This is a genomic window from Halorhabdus amylolytica (genome assembly GCF_004944975.1).
GTDB lineage: Archaea > Halobacteriota > Halobacteria > Halobacteriales > Haloarculaceae > Halorhabdus > Halorhabdus amylolytica.
The window spans coordinates 1-19,332 of the sequence record NZ_SPQG01000009.1 but is presented as its reverse complement, the minus strand read 5'-3'; the positions used below and the strand labels follow the sequence as shown (position 1 = coordinate 19,332).

Genomic DNA, 19,332 nt, shown 5'->3' with positions numbered 1-19,332 from the left:
TGACATCTTGACGAAAACTGTCAGAAGAGAAATTTCGCGTACTGTCGGGACAGTTGACAAAGGTTAAATGTCGTGATGACATTCATCTAAGCATGTCAGAGGCGCAGAGCGAAACCGAGGCTCCGAGCATCGCACGAGAACTGACCGCTTTCCAGCAGAACATCCTGGTAATCCTGGCCGAAGAGGCTCGCTACGGCCTGGCGGTCAAACGCGAACTTGAGACCTACTACGATTCGGACGTCAACCACGGGCGGCTCTACCCCAACCTCGACGATCTGGTCGAGATGGATCTGGTAGAGAAGAGCGAACTCGACAAGCGGACCAACGAGTACGGCCTCACCGAGAAGGGCTACGAAGTCCTTCTCGAACAGATCGAGTGGGAGTTCTCGAAGATCATCCAGACCGAGGACCGCGCGGCGGACTTCGAGGAACTCCTCGAAGCGACCCGGTAGAATCGACGTCCCGTTTTCGCCACATCGCGTGGCGGTATTTCTCACACGAACAGCTACTGGTATCACTTCACCCACCAGCTACCGCATAACGCACTCGCCAGTGACCGGTATTAATCGATCGGCGGCCGGTCGACGCCCGCTACTTCGAAAGCCACACGGAGCGACTCCTCGACGACGGCTCGCTGTTCGTCGCTCGGCCAGGCGTTTCGCGGGTGGTATTCCACGAGGAACTCCGTGACGTGCTCCTCGGTCGCGTCGACGATCCGGGTGGCGTGGTGATTACCCATGAAGTCGGCGAACGCGCGGACGTTCGCCCCGTGGATCGGGCCGTGTTCGTCCTCGACCGCCTCGACGATACTGCGGTTGTCCCGTTCGACGACTTCCCAGTCGGCAACACTCGTATCCAGCGGCCGTTCGACCGCACGCGATCGATCTTCGATCCGTTCGAGGACGACTTCTCCGTCCTCGAGCCACTCGGCCGGATAGCAGACGAGCACGTCCCCGTCGCTCCCTTCGCGGACGCGTGCCTCGAAGCCATGCCTGTCGAGGATCTTCTCGCGGCGCTTGCAGTGCTGTTCGGCCCACTCGGCGTCGGTGCGACGGGCCTGTCGAGTCAGCCGTTCGACAGTCTCGATCACGTCGGCCGGGAGTTCGTCCGCGGTCGGGTTCTCGTCCGGCTCAGTCATCTTCGAACGCCTCGTTGGCCAGCCGATCGGCCCGCTCGTTGACCTCCCGCGGGACGTGTTCCAGTGACCAGTCGTCGAACTCGGTCAACAACTCCCGGACACGAACCCGTCGCTCGCGCAGATCGGGATCGTTGGCATCCCATTCCCCGCGGACCTGCCGGACGATCAACTCGGAATCGCTACGGACCTCGACGGCATCGAAGCCGTACTCGGTGGCGAGTTCCAGCCCGTGAATCAGCGCCTCGTACTCCGCACGGTTGTTGGTCGTGCGCCCGATCCGCTTGCCGCCCTCGGTGACGATACCCCCATCACCGGTGAGGAGTACCCAGCCGATCGCCGCCGGGCCGGGATTACCCCGGGACGCACCGTCGACGTAAACGTGGGCGCGACCCCCACTGTCGGACAACAGCCCCGCGAGGCGTTCGGGATCCCCACCCTGGACGACGACCTTCCCGTCGTAGGCGACAGCGGTCGCACCCGCATGACTCGCCCGCCAGCACTCGTGATCGGTGTTACCGGGTTCGATCTCGACCCCCGCGTCCCGAAGGCGATCACGGGCGGCCGACGGATCGCACTCGATGACTGGCATCGATCGAGGCTATTCCGTCGACGGGTTAGACCTTTCCGGTCAGGACGCCCGATGCAACCGCCCCACGCCGGCCATGAATACGGACTCTCATCCCGGTCGTTCCCCCATCTCCCGGGAGGACATGACAACTGGCGTCGACGAATGCCAAGGATTTAAGTCGGGCGAAGCTGCTACTATAAAAGTGCGATGACACGGTCCACCCGCCAGCGGGAGCGCGAGCGAGAATCCGAGACCGAACAAGACGAACAAGAGGGGGTGCGGGCATGTCCGGAGTGTGATTCTGAGAATCTGGTAAAGGACGGAGATCGCGGCGAGATCATCTGCGAGGACTGCGGGCTGGTCGTCGAGGAGGAGAGTATCGACCCGGGACCGGAGTGGCGGGCGTTCAACCACCAGGAGCGCCAGGAGAAGTCCCGCGTGGGTGCGCCGACCACCCAGACGATGCACGACAAGGGGCTGACCACGACCATCGACTGGAAGGACAAGGACGCCTACGGTCGCTCTATCTCCAGCAAGAAGCGCAGTCAGATGCACCGCCTGCGAAAGTGGCAAGAGCGCATCCGGACCAAGGACGCAGGGGAGCGAAACCTGCAGTTCGCCCTGAGTGAGATCGACCGCATGGCCTCCGCACTGGGCGTCCCCCGCTCTGTACGGGAGGTCGCATCCGTCATCTATCGCCGGGCGCTGGATGAGGACCTCATCCGCGGGCGCTCGATCGAGGGGGTTGCCACCTCGGCGCTGTACGCGGCCTGTCGCAAGGAAGGTATTCCTCGCAGTCTCGAAGAGATCAGCGAAGTTTCCCGCGTCGAGCGCAAGGAGATCGGCCGTACCTATCGATACATCTCACAGGAACTCGGCCTCGAAATGGAACCCGTCGATCCCAAGAAGTACGTCCCCCGCTTTTGCTCGGAACTCGAACTCTCAGAGGAAGTTCAGTCGAAAGCCAACGAGATCATCGAGACGACTGCCGAGAAGGGGCTGCTCTCGGGGAAGTCCCCGACGGGCTACGCCGCCGCCGCGATCTACGCCGCCTCTCTGCTGTGCAACGAGAAGAAGACCCAGCGTGAAGTCGCTGACGTCGCTCAAGTGACGGAAGTCACGATCCGCAACCGCTACCAGGAGCAGATCGAAGCGATGGGCATTCACAGCTAGGCCGGCCCAAGACCATCGTCCCACGCTTCGTCTCGAGTCCCATCACTGTCTGGAATCTGTTGGGCAGAGATCCGATACACGACGAAATATCCGGGAAATTATTCGAGGGATTTCGCCCGGTTGTGATAGTCGCCGCCGCAGTCACAGGTTCCGGGATGGGTCTTGGAGTCGACGATGTCGCCGCACTGGAGGCACTCGTAGGTGGAGGTACTCGTCGGGTCGTTTGCCGCTTCGACGTCTTGCCCGTGTGGCATGACCGAACGTTGACCGTCTATCCTTAAGTATTAATCGTAAGAGGAATGCAAGGACGTTAGAATGCCATTGTGTAACACAGGAAAGGCGGGGGCCGTAGAACACTCCCAGACCAGTTGAGAACGATCAGCAGCCGTCAGAGAGGCGACGAGGGCCGACTGACGACATTCCGACTCATACGGATTAGTGTCGTGATGTACCGGTATCCGTCGACCCCCGGGTCGGCGTCATTCGGAAATAATCTACACTAATCCGTATCAGTCGTCCTCGGCGGGATCACCGGGATCGGTCTCGCGGACACTGGTAGGTTTGGTGCTTTCGAGTTGTCCCGTTGTGTGGCCGTGCCAGTCGATCGTGCGCTGGAGCCACAGTGCGACGGACACCAGCGAGAGCAGGACTGGCACTTCGATCAGCGGGCCGATCACGGTCGTGAAGGCGACGCCGGAGCCGACGCCGAAGACCGCCACGGCGACCGCAATTGCCAACTCGAAGTTGTTCGAGGCAGCCGTGAACCCGATCGCCGTGGTCGTCGAGTAGTCCGCGCCGATCCGGTGGCCCATCGCGAAGCTGACGACGAACATCACGAGGAAGTAGATCGTCAGCGGCACGGCGACAAGCAACACGTCGGTGGGCTGGCCGACGATCCGCTCGCCCTGCATGGCGAACATCACGACGACGGTAAACAGCAACGCGACCAGCGTCAGCGGATCGATCGTCGGGACGAACTCCTCGTCGTACCACTGGACGCCCTTCGTTCGTGTGCCGACGTACCGTGAGGCGATGCCGGCGGCGAAGGGGACCCCGAGGAAGATCGCGATCGCCGTGAACACGTCCCATGGGCTGACGTTGAACGCGTCGATACTGGCTGCGAGCGACTCCAGGCCGAGCACGTCGGGCAGGACGAGCGCGAAGAACGTGATATAGACACCGTAGGTCAGGATCTGAAAGACGCTGTTGAACGCGACCAAGCCAGCGGCATACTCACTGGACCCATCCGCGAGATCGTTCCAGACCAGCACCATCGCGATACACCGGGCCATCCCGATGAAGACGAGGCCGAGGAAGAACTCGGGGCGGGCCGGCAGGCCGGGAACGGTTCCGCCGAAAAAGAGCAGTGCAAGCCCGACCATCAGCGTCGGTCCGATCAGCCAGTTCTGGAGCAGGCTCAGACCCAGGACGCGCCACTGGGCAAATACTCGCGGCAACTGGCCGTAGTTGACCTTCGCCAGCGGTGGATACATCATCAGGATCAGGCCGATCTCGACGAGGTGGAGGTCCTGAATCGGCTGAGTGACTTCGGGAGCGACGTACCCCAGCCCGACGCCGATCGCCATCGCCCCGAAGATCCAGACGGTGAGGTACTTATCCAGAAAGTCCATCGAGCGCGGATCCCCGCAGTCCGGACAGTCACAGTCCGGCCCGTGCTCGTGAGCGACGTCATCCGGCCCGTGTTCGTTGGCGACGTCACTCATCGGCCGTCCCCTCGGAACTCGTCCCGTCGTCGCCGCTCCCATCGAGGGGTCCGTCGTCGCCCACGGTCCCTTCGAGGACCGTTACGATCGCGATCGCGCGGTTGGTCGCTTGGTACTTCTTCCAGCGACCGTCCTTGCGCCCATCGATCAGTCCCGCCTCGACGAGTGCCGAAAGTGCGTGACTCAGGCCGCTCTCGCTGACCCCGACCAGCGGCTGAAGTTCACAGACGCACAGTTCCTCTCGGGCCGCGACCAGTGCCCGCACCAGCCTGTACCGCGTCTCGTTGGCGAGCGCGGCGAGGACATCGAGTTCAGCCTCGACCCGCGACTCCCCGATCGCTGCCTCCAGCGTGTCGAGTTCTGCCAGGCGCTGTTCGACCTCACCGTCACGACACTCCCCCAGTTCGTCTTCGAGATATCGCCGGATCCGGGCTGTGGTCTGACTCATCCACCCTTACTTGAAGAGAAATTCAATTAACACTGTCGATGCACTCGGACGGATGACCGAGTTTAGCGTCATTTTAGATGGGAATAGAAGTCGTAGTACGTCAGCTCGGACAACAAGAAAATTGAGATATCACTAAAGCATTCGTGATCACGAGTCGGCGAACTGATCGCGGCCGGGGCCTCACTCCGCGAGGTCGTCGATCCAGGTTAGCGCGGCCATGGCCTTCGGGAAGCCGATAGTCGGGATCGCGAGGATCGCGACCTGTCGAAGGGTCTCGGGGTCGACGTCCTCTTCGAGACCACGCCGGACGTGTGAGTGAACGGCACCCTCCGACTGGGCTCCGATCGCCATGGCGAGTTTCACGAGTCGTTTCGTCTCACCGTCGATCCCGCCGGCCTCCGAGCAGGCCTTCCCCAACTCGGAATAGGCGTCCCACACCTCGGGGAACTCCTCGGCCAGTTGCGCGGGTGCGTCCGGTAATTCCTCGGGGCCGTCGATCTCGTCCACCATAATAGCCCCTTCAGACGGAGGTAGATTAACTGTTGGGCCGTGGTAGTGACCGAAAGAACGGGTGGTTATCGGCCTTCCAGTCGATCGACGACTGCCTCGGCCAGCGCTTCGAAGTCGGCCTTGCGGGGAACCACATCGACGTCGATCCCGCGTTCCGCTGCCGTCTCGCGGGTCGGCTCGCCGATCGTTCCCACGACCGCCTCGCTCAGCCCGTCGATCACCGTCGCCCGCTGCTTGCGCTCCTCGGCGATCCCGAGAAAGTGCTCGACAGTCAGCGAGGAGGTAAACAGCGCCGCGTCGAGATCGCCTTCAGTGGCCAATCCGACTGACTCGCCAGCGTCCTGCGGGCGGGTCAGTCGATAGAGCACGGTCTCGTGAACGTAGGCACCGGCATCCCACAGGCCCGCGGGCAACGCGTCGCTGCCGTGGTCACTCCGTGCGATCTCGACTCGCTCGCCGTCGACGCGTCCGGCAAACGTCTCGACCAGTCCCGTCGATGAGTACGTCTCCGGGACGACGTCGACGGCGATCCCGCGTTCCCGGAGTGCCGCCGCGGTCGGCTCGCCGATCGCACACACTGTCGCCCCGCCCGGCGTCCATTCGCCAGCGACGAGTTCTGCACCCGTCTTGCTCGTGAACACGACGAACGCGGCGTCCTCGCGGGGGAGCGACCCGCTCGGATCGACAGCCAGCATGGGATCCGCGACCGGCTCGACGCCGAGCGATTCGAGCGTGGCGACCGCCTCGGCGAGCCGTTCGTCGTCGGGCCTGAAGACGGCGACACGAGGGCGTCGGGCTCCTGGGCTCTCCCCGTCGTCCACGCCTTCAGTGTCGACGCCGTCGTCGCGTTCGGCAGTCACTCGTATCCCTCCAGCCACTCGCGGACGTCCTCGCGGACGCCGGCAACCTCGCCGATGACCGTCACTGCCGGCGGTTCGACCCCGACCGAATCACGGGCGTCGACGATCGTCTCCAGCGTCCCGGTGGCGACCTGCTGACCGTCCCAGGTCGCACGTTCGACCAGCGCTACCGGCGTTTCGGGATCCATCCCTGCGTCGATCAGCGCCTGCGTGTACTCGGGCAGCCGAGTGACACCCATCAACACGACGATCGTCCCGCCGGTCGCGGCCAGCGCCTCCCAGTCGACGGCCGACTCCGCCTTGGTGGGGTCCTCGTGGCCGGTGACGACCGTGACGCTCGAAGCGAACTCCCGGTGGGTCAACGGGATTCCCGCCACTGCGGGGCCGCCGGTCGCCGAGGTCACACCCGGGACGACCTCGAATGAGATGCCGTGATCGGCGAGGTGTGTCATCTCCTCGCCACCGCGGGCGAAGACGGTCGGATCGCCCCCCTTCAACCTGACGACTGTCTTGCCCTCCCGGGCACGTTCGACCAGCCGGCGGTTGATCTCAGACTGGGGCGTCCGATCGCCGTGGGCCCGCTTGCCCACGTCGACGCGGGCCTCGGCGGGCACAAGTTCGATGACGTCCTTGCCGGGAAGCCTGTCGTGCATCACGAGGTCAGCCTCTTTCAGCAACCGTCGGGCCTTGACCGTCAGGAGTTCGGGATCGCCGGGACCGCTGCCGACCAGGTAGACCGTGCCGACGTCACCCGTCACGTCGAGTCCCCCTCCGCGTCGTCACGGGCTCGGTCGATCAACTCGGCCGCCCCGCGGTCAGCGAGATCCGCGGCCATCTCGCGGGCCGCCTCGGCGTGGCGCTCGACCGGTAACGTCCGTCGATCGGCCACCTCCTCTTCGCCGTCCGGCGAGAGAACCCGGGCAGTCGTCGTGACGACCCGGCCCTGGAAGAGCGCCCGGACGCCGATCGGGGCGACACAACCTCCACCCAGTTCCTCGAGGATCGTCCGCTCGACGGTCGCCTCGACGCGTGTCCGGGGATCATCGAGCGTCTCGTGAACCCGCTCGACGACTGCCTCCTCGCTCGCGACGACGGCGAGAGTGCCTTGCCCCGGCGCGGGGACGAACTGTTCGGGCGGCAGGCGCTGGTACTGGACGTGATGGGTCAAGCCCAGTCGATCCATCCCTGCCTCGGCGAGGACGATCGCGTCGTACTCGACATCGACCTCACGCTCCAGCGCCCGGCGTTCGACCTCGGCGAGATCCGAGAACCACTCCTCGACGGTCCGCTCGAACTGAGGGGCCTCGTCACCGTCTTTTCCGCCTTCGTCTTCTGTATCGCTCTGTTCTTCGGCTTCCTCGGCCTCGACGCGTGCTTCGTGTTCCGCGTGAAGCGTCGGGGCGAGGAGTTTCTCGACGCGGGTGTCCACATTACCCCGGAGCGGCTGGACATCCAGGTCCGGCCGTTCGGCCAGCAACTGGGCACGTCGGCGCAGGCTCGACGTCCCGACGGTCGCCCCCGCCGGCAGCCCCGACAGGGAAACCCCCTCCGGGGAGACCAGCAGGTCGCCCGCCGGACCGCGTTCGGGGACTGCCGCGACGACTAACCCCTCCCGGTCCTCGGTGGGTACGTCCTTCAAAGAGTGGACGGCCGCGTCGGCCTCGCCCGCGAGAACGCGCTCGTCGAGGCTGTGGACGAACGCGCCCGTCTTTCCCAGGCGGTGGATGAGTTCGTCGTCGATCCGGTCGCCGGCGGTCTCGACCTCCCGGAGGTCGACCTCGTGTCGGCGGTCCGCGAGCGCCTCCCGGACGGTCGCGGCCTGCCGGAGCGCGAGGTCCGACCCCCGTGTGGCCAGGGTCAGCGTGCTGGCTCGGCTACTCATTAGGTCGGTCTCCACGGTCGAGCGGGATAACCCCACCGCTCGACTCTCGGGGCGCGCGTCGCGGAACGTCTCTGCCGCCCGGTCTCAGTACGGCTCGTCCTTCAGGCCGAGACCGTACGCGATCGCGTTCGTCGAGACGTGCAAAAGCGGCGTCGCGACGATCACGACGGCCAGCACCGGGAGTGTGAACGTATCGACGAACCAGCCGGGCGCGGCGACCGCCGTCACGACCAGCGAGCCGACGACGAAGTCGAGCTGGTCGAGCCCGGGCACCGGCGCACCGCGTTCACGGTCGAGTCGGCGTTTGACGAACGACGCGGCGACGTCGCCGAGCATGGCGCCAACTGCCAGCGTAACGGCCACGACGATCGGGAACTCGGGAAGAGTCACTCCCAGTACGTCGCTCACGGCCGGGGCGAGCGCGTCGAGAACGAGTGCCAGTGCGGTTCCGGCGGCCGTCCCCGCGGCCGTCCCCCGCCAGGTCTTGCCATCGCCGAGTATCCGCCGTCCCCCCCAGGACCGGCCGCCATCGATGGGGCGACCGCCGCCGGCCAGCACCGCGGCGTTGTTCGGGACGTAGGCAGGCAACATCGCCCAGAGAGCCGTCGCGACGACGGAGAGCCAAGTCATCGTATCCGGCGGTTCGGACGCCGACGCTTAAGTGATGGTCATTCGTGCCGCCGATGGGCCTTCCGGAACGCGGCAGCAGATCACACCGACGCGAGCGAATTTCCCCAAAGCGTTGAAACGTCCACCCGATCAATAGAGCGTATGAGCGTCACGGGACTATGCACGGTCTGCGGACGCGAGGGCGTCGAGTACACCTGCGATCGGTGTGGCTCGCTCGTCTGTGATCGCCATTACGAGCCGTCACTCGGGTTCTGTGTCGAATGCGCCGGCGAGGTCGGCGGTGGCGGGCGGTTGGGCGAGGACAACCAGCCGGAAGACGACGACACCTACCGTGTCTGATCGAGCCGGAAGACGACGACACCTACCGATTCTGTCCGGTGGAATCGAAGATGGCGACCGTGAGCCGTCCCAGCAGGCGAGCGACGCCGTTGAACAGGTGCAGAGCGATCAGCAGGACGAGGGCACCGACGACTGACGCGACGAGGGCCTCCGGCAGCGTGTCGATGACGATCATGTCGAACCCGCCGGAACCGACGGACGTCTCCATCGACATCGGTCCGAGCGTGATCATCGAGCCGTCACCACCCAGCAACTGGTAGCGCACGCCCGGCAGCCAGTAGACCAGTGGCGCGACCAGCAGTGCCAGCGGGACGATCAGTCCGGTCGTGAGCGCAACGAACGCGACAACGCCGACGAGAAACTGCGCCAGGAAGTACACCACGAGGGCGTAGTGACGGGGTGAGGTCACGACCGCCTTCGCGTACTCGATCATCGATAGTTCTCCGGCGTCGGTCGGCTCCCAGACCGCGTCGACATCCAGCAGCGCCGTGGCGATCTGCGCCTCGATCACGCCCGCGTAGTCGGCGGCCCCGAGAACACCGATCAGTATCGGGATCCCGACGAGCAGCGGGATCAGGACGATCCCGAGGGTCAGCCCGGTGAGGAACAGCGAGAAGTACGCGATCCCCAGCGGAAACCGCAAGAAGAGGTACGCCAGGTTGCGGTACGTTCGTTCGGCAGCCACCACGCCTACGATCCGGCGTGGCACCGACCGGGTGGAGGGAGTTGTCATCGATCAGCCGAACGACCGGTCGGGATACTAATGGGCGTGATTGACTGCAAGCCGGGTAACTCGACGTAACGTTTTTACGTGTCTCGGAAGCGGTTCAGCCGGCGTTTGAGACGCTTGGCGGCCTCACCCGCGGCCTGGTAATAGGCGTCGGGATCCGCCTCACCCGGCCCGCCCGCGTCTTCGCCGGCGAAGATGATTCCCCGTGAGGAGTTGACCAGCCCGACGCGTGTATCGAGATCCGGTCGGTCGGCGAGACCGTGTTCGACCGCCGCCTCGCTATCCCCACCCTGTGTGCCGACACCCGGCACGAGGAACGGCAGATCGGGAACCTGTTGGCGGAGGGCTTGGAGTTCGTCGGGCGCGGTCGCGCCGACGACCAGTCCGACGTTATCGTTGCGGTTCCAGAGATCGGCCAGCGCGGCCACCCGCTCGTAGACGGCCTCGCCGTCGGCGAGTTCGAGGTCCTGGAGATCGGCTCCACCGGGATTCGAGGTCCGACAGAGGACGAACACGCCTGCGTCCTCGCGCCCCAGGAACGGTTCCAGGGAGTCCCGGCCGAGGTAGGGGTTGACGGTGATCGCGTCGGCGTCCAGCCCGTTTTCGTCCAGTGCGGTAGCGTACTGACGGGCCGTATTGCCGATGTCCGCCCGTTTGGCATCAAGCAGGACGGGCACGCCCTTGCCGTGAGCGTAGACGATCGTCTCTTCGAGGGCGCGCCAGCCGTCGGCATCCTCGTAGAAGGCCGCGTTGGGCTTGTAAGCCGCGGCGTGTTCGTGGGTCGCGTCGATGATCCGGCGGTTGAACGCCCATCGCGGGAGGTCCTTCTCGGAGAGGTGCTCGGGAAGACGGTCGGGATCGGGATCCAGTCCGACCGAGACGACGCTTTCGACCGCGTCGATCCGGGCGGCCAGTCGCTCGAAAAAGCCCATACCTGGGGCCACCGGCGCGGTCGACTCAAGTATTTCCATCGGTCACGATTGGTACAATCCCGTCAGTTTGACGTACAGGAAACCCATCGGTCGTGTGGACCGCTAGCGAACCGTTGTCCGATCGGCACGAACGGGAAGACTCAATTAGGCCCATCGGGTTAGGAACACCTGATGACACTCGCGGCGGTGGTGTTCGACCTCGACGAGACGCTCGCCGTGACCGCGCGCGATCGCCAGACGTTGCTCGCGAACACGGTCGGCGAGGCGGGGCTAGAACCGATCGAGTACGGGACCTACGAACGCGCCCACCGCGAGGCAGTGACGGGCGAGACCCGTGCGCGCATCTTCGAAACCATCTACGAGGACGAACCCGTCGATCCCCACGACCTGGCCGAGGCGTACCGTGGCGTCGTCAACGAACACTTAGAACCGGTCGAGGGGGCCGAGGAGTTGCTGTCGACCCTCGCGAACGGCGCCGGCTACCGCGTCGGCCTGTTGACCGACGGCCCGGAACGTGCCCAGTGCTCGAAGCTCGACGCGCTGGGGTGGACCAACCTCGTCGACGCGACCGTCGTGACCGGGACGATGGAGACCCGCAAGCCGGACCCGGCCGCTTTCGAGGCGATCCTCGCAGCGCTTTCAGTCGAGCCCAGTGAGGCTGTCTACGTCGGCGACAAACCGGAGGCCGACGTGGAGGGGGCGCTCGCGGCCGGCATGCGAGCCGTCCAGATCCTCTACCCGGGCGGTCCGGATCCACACCCGCGGGCCGATGCGCACATCGATCGAGAGCGACTCCACGAAGAACTCCTCGACGTGCTCGAAGGACTGTAGCTGTCAGTTGTCCGTAGCTGTTAGTCGGCCGTACTGTTAGTCGGCCGTACTGTTAGTCGGCCGTAGCTGTCAGTCGTCCGTAGCTGTCAGTCGTCCACGGCGGTAACGCAATCGATCCGGCTCGCGACGGTCGCCAGTAGATCCACCACACGTTTCGTCCCCGCCACGGATTCGACGAGGACCGTCACCGACTCGCCCTCCGGTCGCGTTTCGAGTCCCACGTCCCTGCCAGTCGCCCGAGCAGCGTCCCGCGCCAACTGGAATCGGATCTCCAGACTGGACTCTCCCGGTTCGAGCGTGGCCAGCGGTTCCCCATCGAGGAGGACAGTCATCGTATCGTCCCCCGCGTCGATCGATAATCGGCCCAGTCCGTTCGTCTCGCGGCCCTCGATCTCCGCACGGAGCACTTCCGCAATCCGTTCGGCGTCAGTGATGCGATCCTCGACCATCTCAGAGCTCCTCGATCGCGCGCCGGGCGGCCGTTCCCACGTCGATCCCCCGTCGGCGGGCGTACAGGACCGCCGCGGTCTCTAGGGAGATCGCTAGCTCGGACTGGAGGCCGTTGATCGAGGCGACCGCCTCCTGTTTGTCGATCCCTTCGGCGACGACCGCGTCCAGCACCCGCTCGAAGGTCGATCGCTCCCGGAGTATCGACTCGTCGGGGACGTAGTCCGGCGGGACCGTCACCGAGGAGAGATCGAACTGGAGCGAGAGGGTGTCCCCCTCGACGGCAAGTAGTCCTTCGCTGGCGGCGACATCGATCAGTCGCTTGGCCTGTTCGGGTGAGAACCAGTCGCGGTCGAGCGAGAGGTCGACGACGAAGTCGCTGCGGGCGAGCGTGTCGGTCCCCTCCCCGACGAACGGTGCGGCAACGGCCGTCCGGAGACTCATCGTCCGGAGGTGGACCGCTCGCGCTCCTAAACCTGACGATCGCGGCCCGGATTCGAGGGGTTGAAGTACGCCCTGGCACTTCTCTCGAGTATGAAATTCCAGGGACGCTCGACGCGCAAGCGAACTGGCGGCCGACGCCGCCACGCCCGCAACAAGCGCAAGTACGAACTCGGTGACGAACCGACGGAGACACAGGTCGGCGAGCAGAAACTCAAGGTCGTCGATGCGCGGGGCGGCACCGAGAAGGTCCGGGCCGTCACGACCGATGTCGCGAGCGTCGCAACCGAGGACGGCACCGTTGCCGCCGAGATCGAGAACGTCGTCGAGAACGCCGCCAACCCCAACTACGTCCGGCGGAACATCATCACCAAAGGCGCGGTCATCGAGACCAGCGAGGGCGAGGCCCGCGTCACCTCCCGACCCGGCCAGGACGGCCAGGTCAACGCCCAACTGATCGCGTAATTACGTCTCGTTTTCGCTACACTCGTTTCGAAGGTAGCGACGTCACTCCCAGAACGACGTGACCGCGGTAGCGACGCGTTCGGGCGCGGACTCGATGCCCATGTGCCCGATGCCATCGAACTCCTTGACCCGCGCGTCCGCCAGTCGGTCCTCGAGCGTCCACACCGCGTCGCGGAGATGTTCCGGTCCACGTTCCCCCGTCAGCAGGAGTGTCGGAACGTCGATTTCGGAGTCTGCCGGCAGTCGATATCCCTCGACAGCCCGGTTCTCCCTGACCACGGTCTCGACGCGATCGAGCGGTGCCTCCTGGGGCCACCACGGTAATGCGGTCGCGTCGGGCACCCTGCCGGCCTCCTCGATGAACAGCCGGAACGCCACGCGACGTTCGCCCGCCTCGAGACGGTCCTGCATGCGGTCGGCCAGGTCATCGCCCCGATGATCGCCGACCAGCACGGCGGGCTCGTAGAGTACGAGTCGCTGGATTGGGAGGGCCGGTGCGGCCGCCAGAACGCGTGGAACTCCGCGACCGTCGCGCGATCGGCGAACCGACCCGACTGGATCCAGCCGGTTGGGGTCACGCGGATGTCCTCGATAACCGAGTCCGTGTCCGCCAGCGCCTTGAGCCCACCCACGTCGAAGTCCGTGGGGTACTGCTCGCCCATGCTCCTGGCCGGCAATACCTTGTACTGTGGCTCGCCTGGCTGGCCCAGGGAGGTGTATCCGGCGACGAAAGACGAATCGTCGAAGGCGTCTTCGACAGCCCCGGCCGCCCCCTCAGTCACGGTGACGACGAACGGCGTGTACTCGTCCTGGCTGGGGACCAATCGCACTGACAGGGTCGCCGCCGGCACCCGTTTGGCGAGGGAAACGAACGGCAGCTGCTCACAGGTGATCTCGTAGACGGCACGCACGGCCAGAGAGCGGCCAAACGCTGGGAGTCCAAATGTGTGTTGAAACGCATTCGAGACGTCAGAGAGAGTTCGGAGTCGGTCGTTCCCGGCTTACGACGGCCGTGGTGCGGCCTTCTGTAGCGCACTCTCGGCGATGTTGCTCCCGTAGTCGGCAGTCCGGGTCAGCGAGTCGACGACGAGCCCGAGCCGCTGGGCGCGCTGTGGGTCGTCAAACTCCCGGATGAGGTTGTCGACCTCGCGAGCCTTGCTGTCGACCTCGTCGATGCGACTCCGCGCCTCGTTGGCGAGGGAAACCGCCTCGTCCGGGTCCTCGCTCAGCAGGGCGTCCATCGCAGTCTCGGGCACCGAGACGGCGATCTCCTGGAGTTCCTGGAGAGCCGCAGCCTCCTCGTCGGGGACCGAATCGATCTCCTCGGCGATCCCGGCGATCTTGGTCGCGTGGTCGGCGATACGCTCGAGTTGTCGGGCGCCCGACTGATAGTCGAAGACTGTCTCCCGCGGGAATCCGATCTCGGTGGCCGTCGTCGGGTCCCGCAACACCGTCCGGAACACCCGCGAGACCATGTACCACAACCGGTCGACGTCGTCGTCCCGTTCCATGACGTCCTGGGCGAGGTCGTCGTCGTCGGTGACCAGCGCCTCGACGGCGTCGCCGGACATGGTCAGCGAGACCAGCCGCATACGCGTGATGGCGTTGTGTACCGACAGCTCCGAGGAGTCCAGCAGGTCCTGGAGGACGACGCGTTCGCCGGTCTCCTCGATGACCTCCAGGCCCACGAGCCCCTGAGTGGCGTCACGGACGACGCGACGCTGGGCGGCCGTGATCCGGGTCGCCCCCAGTTCGATGATGTCGAACCCGCTGACGTACATCGTCATCACCGCGCGGGTCAACTCGGTTTCCCCGGTCAACCCACTCACGTCGAGAGTCCCTCGCGTTCGTTCCTCCTCGTCGCGCGGCGAGAGCAACAGGAAGTCCTCCTCGGAATGGAACTCGACGATGCTACCGGCGCTCACCTCGTTGTCCGTCGCCCAGTCCTTCGGCAGTGACACCGTGTACGTGGAGCCGCCCGTGACCTGGACCTTGCGGGTCTCCATGTCTCGCGTGTCGTCCCCGGGCCAATATAAATCCACCCATATCTATTTATCTTACGGAGCAATAGTGATACACAACCGTCGACGACCTGATCCACCCGGACTCGATATTTTTTGGTCTCCTGATGATAGAATATAATCGATATAAGGAATGCTAACCACGAAAGGGAGGCAGGAATATCGGAGTTTGACGCCTTGAGAAGGTGATATCCCAGACACGTCGATATCCCCGGAATGGAAGTACAAATACTAAATAGACCTATATAGATAAAATACTGGGCAATAGAGATAATAGTAGGGTATTTACTTTCCCTTCGGGTATGGACGTCTCAATGTGGGACGGCTCCGTCGACCGTCGAACGTTCCTCGCAAGCACAGCAGGGGTCGCCGCGGCCACCCTCTCGGGGTGTATCACGACGAGCGCACAACCACCCGACGTCGCCGGTAACTGCGAGTCCGGAGCGGCCGGCGGGCCGACGCTGCGCTCCGGCGGTTCCTCGACGTTGTTCCCGATCGTCCAGCGAGCGGCGTCCTTTTGGATGTCGAACTACCCGCCGACCGACCGGGAATACTGGGGCCCGAGTCAGTACGGGATCGAGACGGACCAGCGTCTGGCGGACTACTGGGCGGGCAAGTACGGCTTCGAGCCGACCGGGAGTTCCTCGCCACCCTTCCAGGTGACCGTCGGATTGAGCCACTCGGGGACGGGCCTGGAGAAGCTCATGAACGGCCAGGTGGACGTCGGAAACGCCAGCGCGCCGGTCGCCGCGGAGTTCCCGGAGATGAGCGAAGACGAGTTGGCGTCGTTCACCAACCACGTGGTCGGCGTCGACGCCCAGCCGCTGGTGGTCAGTCCGGCGGTCTACGACGCCGGGGTCACGCAGTTGACCGCCGAGCAGGTCCGGGCGATCTACCGGGGCGAGATCACCGACTGGAGCGAGATCTCGACCTACGACGGACCCGAGCGCTCGATTCAGGCCGTCGGACGCGCCGAAGGGTCGGGTACCGACACGGCCTTCCGGGTGAACATGCTCGGGAGTGCTGATGCCAGCATGGACGGCGTCGACGTCCGGCGCGGGCAGAACCAGCAAGTGAAGAACACCGTTGCCAACTCCAACAACGCGATCGGGTACATGGCGCTGGCCTTCGTCGACCAGGACAGCGCGCCGGCGATCGCCCTGGAGTTCGAGGAGACGGTCTACCGTCCCGGCGAGAACCTCGCCGAGAAGTCCTACCCCCTCTCGCGTGACCTGCACTGCTACACCTGGGAGGGGACCTCGGCCATGGAGGCGGCGTTCCTACACATGATCGTCAGCGAGTTCGGCCAGCGGAACTTCGTCAGTAACGCCGGCTACGCGATGCTGACGGACGAACGACGGGCCGAAGAACTGGACAAACTCCCCGACACGCAAGCATGAACGTCAGGGCACGCACGGCCGCGTTCGACCCCGAGACGACGGCCATCGCGGGCGTCGTCGGCGGGCTCGCGGCACTGACGGTCCTTGCCTTCGTCACGGGCGTCGTGAATCCGGCCTACGCCGCCGGCTTGTTCTGTCTCTCGGCGCTCGTGGGCGTTCTCACCCGCCAGGGACCGACGATGAAGGTCCTGCTCGGGCTGGCGGCGCTGTCGACGGTGCTGGTCCTCGGACTCATCATGGTCTATCTGTTCGTGAAGGCCTGGCCCGTACTCGAGAAGATGGGGCCGGACCTGCTGGTCAAGACGAGCGAGCCGCTCTGGGACACGAGCGGGCACGTCTACTCACTGACGCCGATGATCTGGGGGACAGTCGTGACGACGGGTATCGCCGTCGCGGTCGCCGGCCCGCTCGGCCTCGCAGGCGCGGTGTTCATCAGCGAGATTGCGCCGGGCTGGGCCCGCGAAATCATCAAACCCGCAGTCGAAGTTCTGGCCGGCATCCCCTCGATCGTCTATGGCTTTCTCGGGTTCATGGTTCTCAACCCGTTCATGATGTACGAACTGAGCGTGCCACAGAACGGGACGCTGCTGATTGCCGGGCTTGTCATCGGCGTGATGGCGCTGCCGACAGTCGTCTCGGTCGCCGAGGACGCCCTGGCGGCCGTCCCCGAAGAGATGAAAAGCGGGTCGCTCGCGCTCGGGTCGACTGACTGGCAGACGACGACCGCCGTGACGATCCCGGCGGCGCTGTCGGGCATCTCGGCGGCCGTCCTGCTGGGCGTCGGCCGGGCCGTCGGCGAGACCATGGCCGCGGTAATCATCCTCGCCAACGTCACGGAGTTCCCCGTGCCCGGATTCAACGTCTTCGACAGCACGGTGTCGCTGACGAGTCTGATCGCCAGCCAGTACGGGAATGCGAGCGGGATGCACCTCTCGGCGCTGTTCGCCGCGGGCGTCGTACTGTTCGTGACGGTCATGCTGCTTTCGGTCGGCTCCCAGCTCATCGAACGCCACATGGAGCGGAAACTGGGAGGGAACCAATGAGCGCCGACACGATGACCGGGACGCTCGTCCGCTCGGAGTCGACGACGATCGAGCGCCTCGGCGCGGTACTGACAGCGCTGGCGGCGCTGACGATCGCACTCTCGATCCTCGGGCTGTTCGTCATAGTACCTGTCTCGACGACGGTCGCCGGCGTCGCAGTGTCCCGGTTACTGGGCGCGGGACTGCTCGCGGTCGGCCTCGGCGTGATGGCCGCCGGAGTCGGTTCACAGTGGGGTCCCCTCGACGCCGACCCCAACCGCCACGGCAGTCCGACCGACGGCGTCCTCGTCGGGCTCGTCTGGCTGGCGACGGCCGGACTGGTCGCCGCGCACGTCGCCGGAACGCCCCTATGGCCGCTGATCGCCGTCGTCTTCGGCGGCCTCGCGGCCGCGGGGGCGACCTTCTCACAGGAGGACATCGGCGTCCCGCTGATCGGCGGCGGCTTCGTCGCGTTCGCCGGTGGGGTCCTCGCGACGGGGACCATCGGGCCCGGCTGGCAGTTCGCCCCCGCGGGCTTTTCGGTGACGCTGACCGGCACGGTCGGCGCCCCGCTGATCGCGTTCGGCGGTGGCCTCCTCGGCGTGTGGATCGCCGCCAGGGTCGCGGGCGGATTCGGCGCCCGTGGCCGGCAGAACGGTGCTTACGGCCTGATCGGGGCGAACGCCCTCGGCATGCTGTCGCTGTTGCTTGCGCTGGTGGGGTTCATCGTCTCGAAAGGGATCGGTCCCGCGACCGAGGGGATCCGTTACGGACTCTTCTGGCAGCCGCAGTTCTGGTTCGAGGCACCGATCATCGACGAGTACGTGATCGTTCACGGCCCGGAGCTGTGGTTTCACTGGCCGTTCGTGATGAACGGCTACACGCAACTGTCCGACGCGATCAACGGCGTCCTGCCGGCGATCGTCGGCACCGTCTGGCTGGTGATCGGGACAGTCGTCTTCGCGGTCCCGCTGGGCATCGGCGCCGCGGTCTTCCTGACGGAGTACGCCGAACAGGGCCGGTTCACCAGTCTGATCGAGATCGCCACCAACGGCCTCTGGAGTACACCCAGCATCGTCTTCGGGCTGTTCGGACTGGCCTTTCTCGTCCCCCGGCTGGGCAACACGCCGTCGCTGCTAGCCGGACAGTTGGTACTGGCGTTCATGCTGCTGCCGGTCGTGGTGATCACGACGCGGGAAGCACTGCTCGCAGTCCCCGACGAGTACCGTGACGCCAGCGCAGCACTCGGGGTGAGCAAGTGGGAGACGATCAGGAGCGTCGTACTGCCGGCGGCGATGCCGGGGATCATCACCGGCGTCATTCTGGGCGTCGGCCGGATCGCCGGCGAGACGGCACCTATCCTGCTGGTGCTCGGCAGTCAGCCGTTTCCGCGGGACGCACCGGAGATCTTCTCGCTGACCGGCGGGTTCCCGTTCGTGGAACTGAACCTCGTCCAGCCGGCCAGCGCTCTGCCCTACCAGCTGTACGCGGTCATCTCCGGCGGCGTCGGCGACGACGCCGCCTTCGCGTGGGGGACCGCCTTCGTCCTGCTGTTGGTCGTACTGAGCTTCTACGCGATCGGGATCGCCTCGCGGGCGTTCTTCAGGAGGAAACTCGACCAATGAGTTACACAGCACAACCCCAAGCCGAGTCAGACGCCGACGCACAGACAGACCGACAGACGACTGCCGGGGAGACCGACGAAGCAGTCCGCGACGAGTGGATCAGCTACGACTTCGACGGCGAGACGAAACTCGCCGTGGAGAATCTG

At 65.2% G+C, this 19,332-nt stretch carries 25 protein-coding genes; 9 read left to right on the top strand and 16 right to left on the bottom strand.

Annotated elements, in window-relative coordinates; translation table 11 throughout:
- The first annotated feature begins 92 nt into the window (after positions 1-92).
- Positions 93-452 (top strand): PadR family transcriptional regulator, encoded by a 360-nt coding sequence (locus tag E3374_RS11635; protein ID WP_136689235.1) that lies wholly within the window; start codon positions 93-95, stop codon positions 450-452.
- Between the two features lie 110 nt (positions 453-562).
- On the opposite strand, the gene E3374_RS11630 is transcribed toward E3374_RS11635, so the two are convergent.
- Together E3374_RS11630 and rnhA are read right to left on the bottom strand one after the other, a co-directional pair.
- A complete protein-coding gene (locus E3374_RS11630) occupies positions 563-1,138 on the bottom strand; it encodes a DUF7108 family protein (RefSeq protein WP_136689234.1) in 576 nt (191 codons plus the stop codon).
- Positions 1,131-1,727 (bottom strand): ribonuclease HI, encoded by a 597-nt coding sequence (rnhA, locus tag E3374_RS11625; RefSeq protein WP_136689233.1) that lies wholly within the window; start codon positions 1,725-1,727, stop codon positions 1,131-1,133. Before rnhA ends, E3374_RS11630 begins: the two co-directional genes overlap by 8 nt.
- A 186-nt stretch (positions 1,728-1,913) precedes the next feature.
- Here rnhA and E3374_RS11620 point away from each other — a divergent pair, with 186 nt between their 5' ends.
- On the top strand, positions 1,914-2,879 hold the full coding sequence (locus E3374_RS11620) for a transcription initiation factor IIB (RefSeq protein WP_136689232.1): 966 nt from the start codon (positions 1,914-1,916) through the stop codon (positions 2,877-2,879).
- A 98-nt stretch (positions 2,880-2,977) separates the two neighbouring features.
- Here the strand turns inward: E3374_RS11620 and E3374_RS11615 are convergent, their stop codons facing one another.
- The 8 genes from E3374_RS11615 to E3374_RS11580 all read right to left on the bottom strand — a co-directional run bounded on the left by E3374_RS11615 (position 2,978) and on the right by E3374_RS11580 (position 8,933).
- Positions 2,978-3,133, bottom strand: a complete 156-nt coding sequence (locus E3374_RS11615; protein ID WP_136689231.1) for a rubrerythrin-like domain-containing protein — start codon at positions 3,131-3,133, stop codon at positions 2,978-2,980.
- A 255-nt stretch (positions 3,134-3,388) separates the two neighbouring features.
- Positions 3,389-4,603, bottom strand: coding sequence for an ACR3 family arsenite efflux transporter (gene arsB, locus E3374_RS11610; RefSeq protein WP_136689230.1), 1,215 nt, complete (start codon positions 4,601-4,603; stop codon positions 3,389-3,391).
- Positions 4,596-5,051 (bottom strand): ArsR/SmtB family transcription factor, encoded by a 456-nt coding sequence (locus E3374_RS11605; protein WP_136689229.1) that lies wholly within the window; start codon positions 5,049-5,051, stop codon positions 4,596-4,598. Before E3374_RS11605 ends, arsB begins: the two co-directional genes overlap by 8 nt.
- 180 nt (positions 5,052-5,231) lie before the next feature.
- On the bottom strand, positions 5,232-5,561 hold the full coding sequence (locus tag E3374_RS11600; RefSeq protein WP_136689228.1) for a carboxymuconolactone decarboxylase family protein: 330 nt from the start codon (positions 5,559-5,561) through the stop codon (positions 5,232-5,234).
- A 65-nt stretch (positions 5,562-5,626) separates the two neighbouring features.
- A complete protein-coding gene (locus E3374_RS11595) occupies positions 5,627-6,382 on the bottom strand; it encodes a uroporphyrinogen-III synthase (protein WP_136689339.1) in 756 nt (251 codons plus the stop codon).
- Positions 6,383-6,417: 35 nt separating this feature from the next.
- Positions 6,418-7,179: a uroporphyrinogen-III C-methyltransferase gene (gene cobA / locus E3374_RS11590; RefSeq protein WP_136689227.1), complete on the bottom strand. Its 762-nt coding sequence runs from the start codon at positions 7,177-7,179 to the stop codon at positions 6,418-6,420.
- Positions 7,176-8,303 (bottom strand): hydroxymethylbilane synthase, encoded by a 1,128-nt coding sequence (hemC, locus tag E3374_RS11585; protein ID WP_136689226.1) that lies wholly within the window; start codon positions 8,301-8,303, stop codon positions 7,176-7,178. Before hemC ends, cobA begins: the two co-directional genes overlap by 4 nt.
- Positions 8,304-8,387: 84 nt before the next feature.
- Positions 8,388-8,933 carry a CDP-2,3-bis-(O-geranylgeranyl)-sn-glycerol synthase gene (locus E3374_RS11580; protein WP_136689225.1) on the bottom strand — a complete coding sequence of 182 codons (546 nt, stop codon included), beginning with the start codon at positions 8,931-8,933 and terminating at the stop codon, positions 8,388-8,390.
- 141 nt (positions 8,934-9,074) lie between these two features.
- Between E3374_RS11580 and E3374_RS11575 the strand changes: the two genes are divergently transcribed.
- Positions 9,075-9,272, top strand: a complete 198-nt coding sequence (locus tag E3374_RS11575; RefSeq protein ID WP_136689224.1) for a hypothetical protein — start codon at positions 9,075-9,077, stop codon at positions 9,270-9,272.
- A gap of 22 nt (positions 9,273-9,294) precedes the next feature.
- Here the strand turns inward: E3374_RS11575 and E3374_RS11570 are convergent, their stop codons facing one another.
- Complete coding sequence (locus E3374_RS11570) at positions 9,295-10,005, bottom strand: sensor domain-containing protein (RefSeq protein WP_136689223.1); 711 nt, start codon at positions 10,003-10,005, stop codon at positions 9,295-9,297.
- Positions 10,006-10,079: 74 nt separating this feature from the next.
- Positions 10,080-10,934 carry an orotidine-5'-phosphate decarboxylase gene (gene pyrF, locus E3374_RS11565; protein WP_136689222.1) on the bottom strand — a complete coding sequence of 285 codons (855 nt, stop codon included), beginning with the start codon at positions 10,932-10,934 and terminating at the stop codon, positions 10,080-10,082.
- A 171-nt stretch (positions 10,935-11,105) separates the two neighbouring features.
- Here pyrF and E3374_RS11560 point away from each other — a divergent pair, with 171 nt between their 5' ends.
- Positions 11,106-11,765 carry an HAD family hydrolase gene (locus E3374_RS11560; protein WP_136689221.1) on the top strand — a complete coding sequence of 220 codons (660 nt, stop codon included), beginning with the start codon at positions 11,106-11,108 and terminating at the stop codon, positions 11,763-11,765.
- An 86-nt stretch (positions 11,766-11,851) separates the two neighbouring features.
- Here E3374_RS11560 and E3374_RS11555 read toward each other — a convergent pair whose 3' ends face one another.
- Positions 11,852-12,214, bottom strand: coding sequence for a hypothetical protein (locus E3374_RS11555; protein WP_136689220.1), 363 nt, complete (start codon positions 12,212-12,214; stop codon positions 11,852-11,854).
- 1 nt (position 12,215) lies between these two features.
- Positions 12,216-12,656: a DUF2240 family protein gene (locus E3374_RS11550; RefSeq protein ID WP_136689219.1), complete on the bottom strand. Its 441-nt coding sequence runs from the start codon at positions 12,654-12,656 to the stop codon at positions 12,216-12,218.
- A gap of 90 nt (positions 12,657-12,746) precedes the next feature.
- On the opposite strand from E3374_RS11550, the gene E3374_RS11545 reads away from it, so the two are divergent.
- Positions 12,747-13,118, top strand: coding sequence for a 30S ribosomal protein S8e (locus tag E3374_RS11545; RefSeq protein ID WP_136689218.1), 372 nt, complete (start codon positions 12,747-12,749; stop codon positions 13,116-13,118).
- Positions 13,119-13,160: 42 nt separating this feature from the next.
- Here the strand turns inward: E3374_RS11545 and E3374_RS11540 are convergent, their stop codons facing one another.
- Positions 13,161-13,529 (bottom strand): alpha/beta fold hydrolase, encoded by a 369-nt coding sequence (locus E3374_RS11540; RefSeq protein ID WP_211194961.1) that lies wholly within the window; start codon positions 13,527-13,529, stop codon positions 13,161-13,163.
- Positions 13,530-13,612: 83 nt separating this feature from the next.
- Between E3374_RS11540 and E3374_RS11535 the strand changes: the two genes are divergently transcribed.
- The gene (locus E3374_RS11535) at positions 13,613-13,951 is read left to right on the top strand and encodes a hypothetical protein (RefSeq protein ID WP_136689217.1); all 339 of its coding nucleotides are present in this window, start codon (positions 13,613-13,615) and stop codon (positions 13,949-13,951) included.
- A 168-nt stretch (positions 13,952-14,119) separates the two neighbouring features.
- Here E3374_RS11535 and E3374_RS11530 read toward each other — a convergent pair whose 3' ends face one another.
- Positions 14,120-15,124: a phosphate signaling complex PhoU family protein gene (locus tag E3374_RS11530; protein WP_136689216.1), complete on the bottom strand. Its 1,005-nt coding sequence runs from the start codon at positions 15,122-15,124 to the stop codon at positions 14,120-14,122.
- A 317-nt stretch (positions 15,125-15,441) separates the two neighbouring features.
- Between E3374_RS11530 and E3374_RS11525 the strand changes: the two genes are divergently transcribed.
- From E3374_RS11525 to pstA, 3 genes are read left to right on the top strand one after another with little or no spacing between them, the layout of a single operon-like run.
- Positions 15,442-16,539: a PstS family phosphate ABC transporter substrate-binding protein gene (locus tag E3374_RS11525; protein WP_248299476.1), complete on the top strand. Its 1,098-nt coding sequence runs from the start codon at positions 15,442-15,444 to the stop codon at positions 16,537-16,539.
- Positions 16,536-17,582 (top strand): phosphate ABC transporter permease subunit PstC, encoded by a 1,047-nt coding sequence (gene pstC, locus E3374_RS11520; RefSeq protein ID WP_136689215.1) that lies wholly within the window; start codon positions 16,536-16,538, stop codon positions 17,580-17,582. The genes E3374_RS11525 and pstC overlap by 4 nt, the downstream gene beginning before the upstream one ends.
- Entirely contained in the window at positions 17,579-19,186 is a 1,608-nt protein-coding gene (pstA, locus tag E3374_RS11515) for a phosphate ABC transporter permease PstA (RefSeq protein WP_136689214.1), read from the top strand. Before pstC ends, pstA begins: the two co-directional genes overlap by 4 nt.
- Positions 19,187-19,332 lie beyond the last annotated feature (146 nt).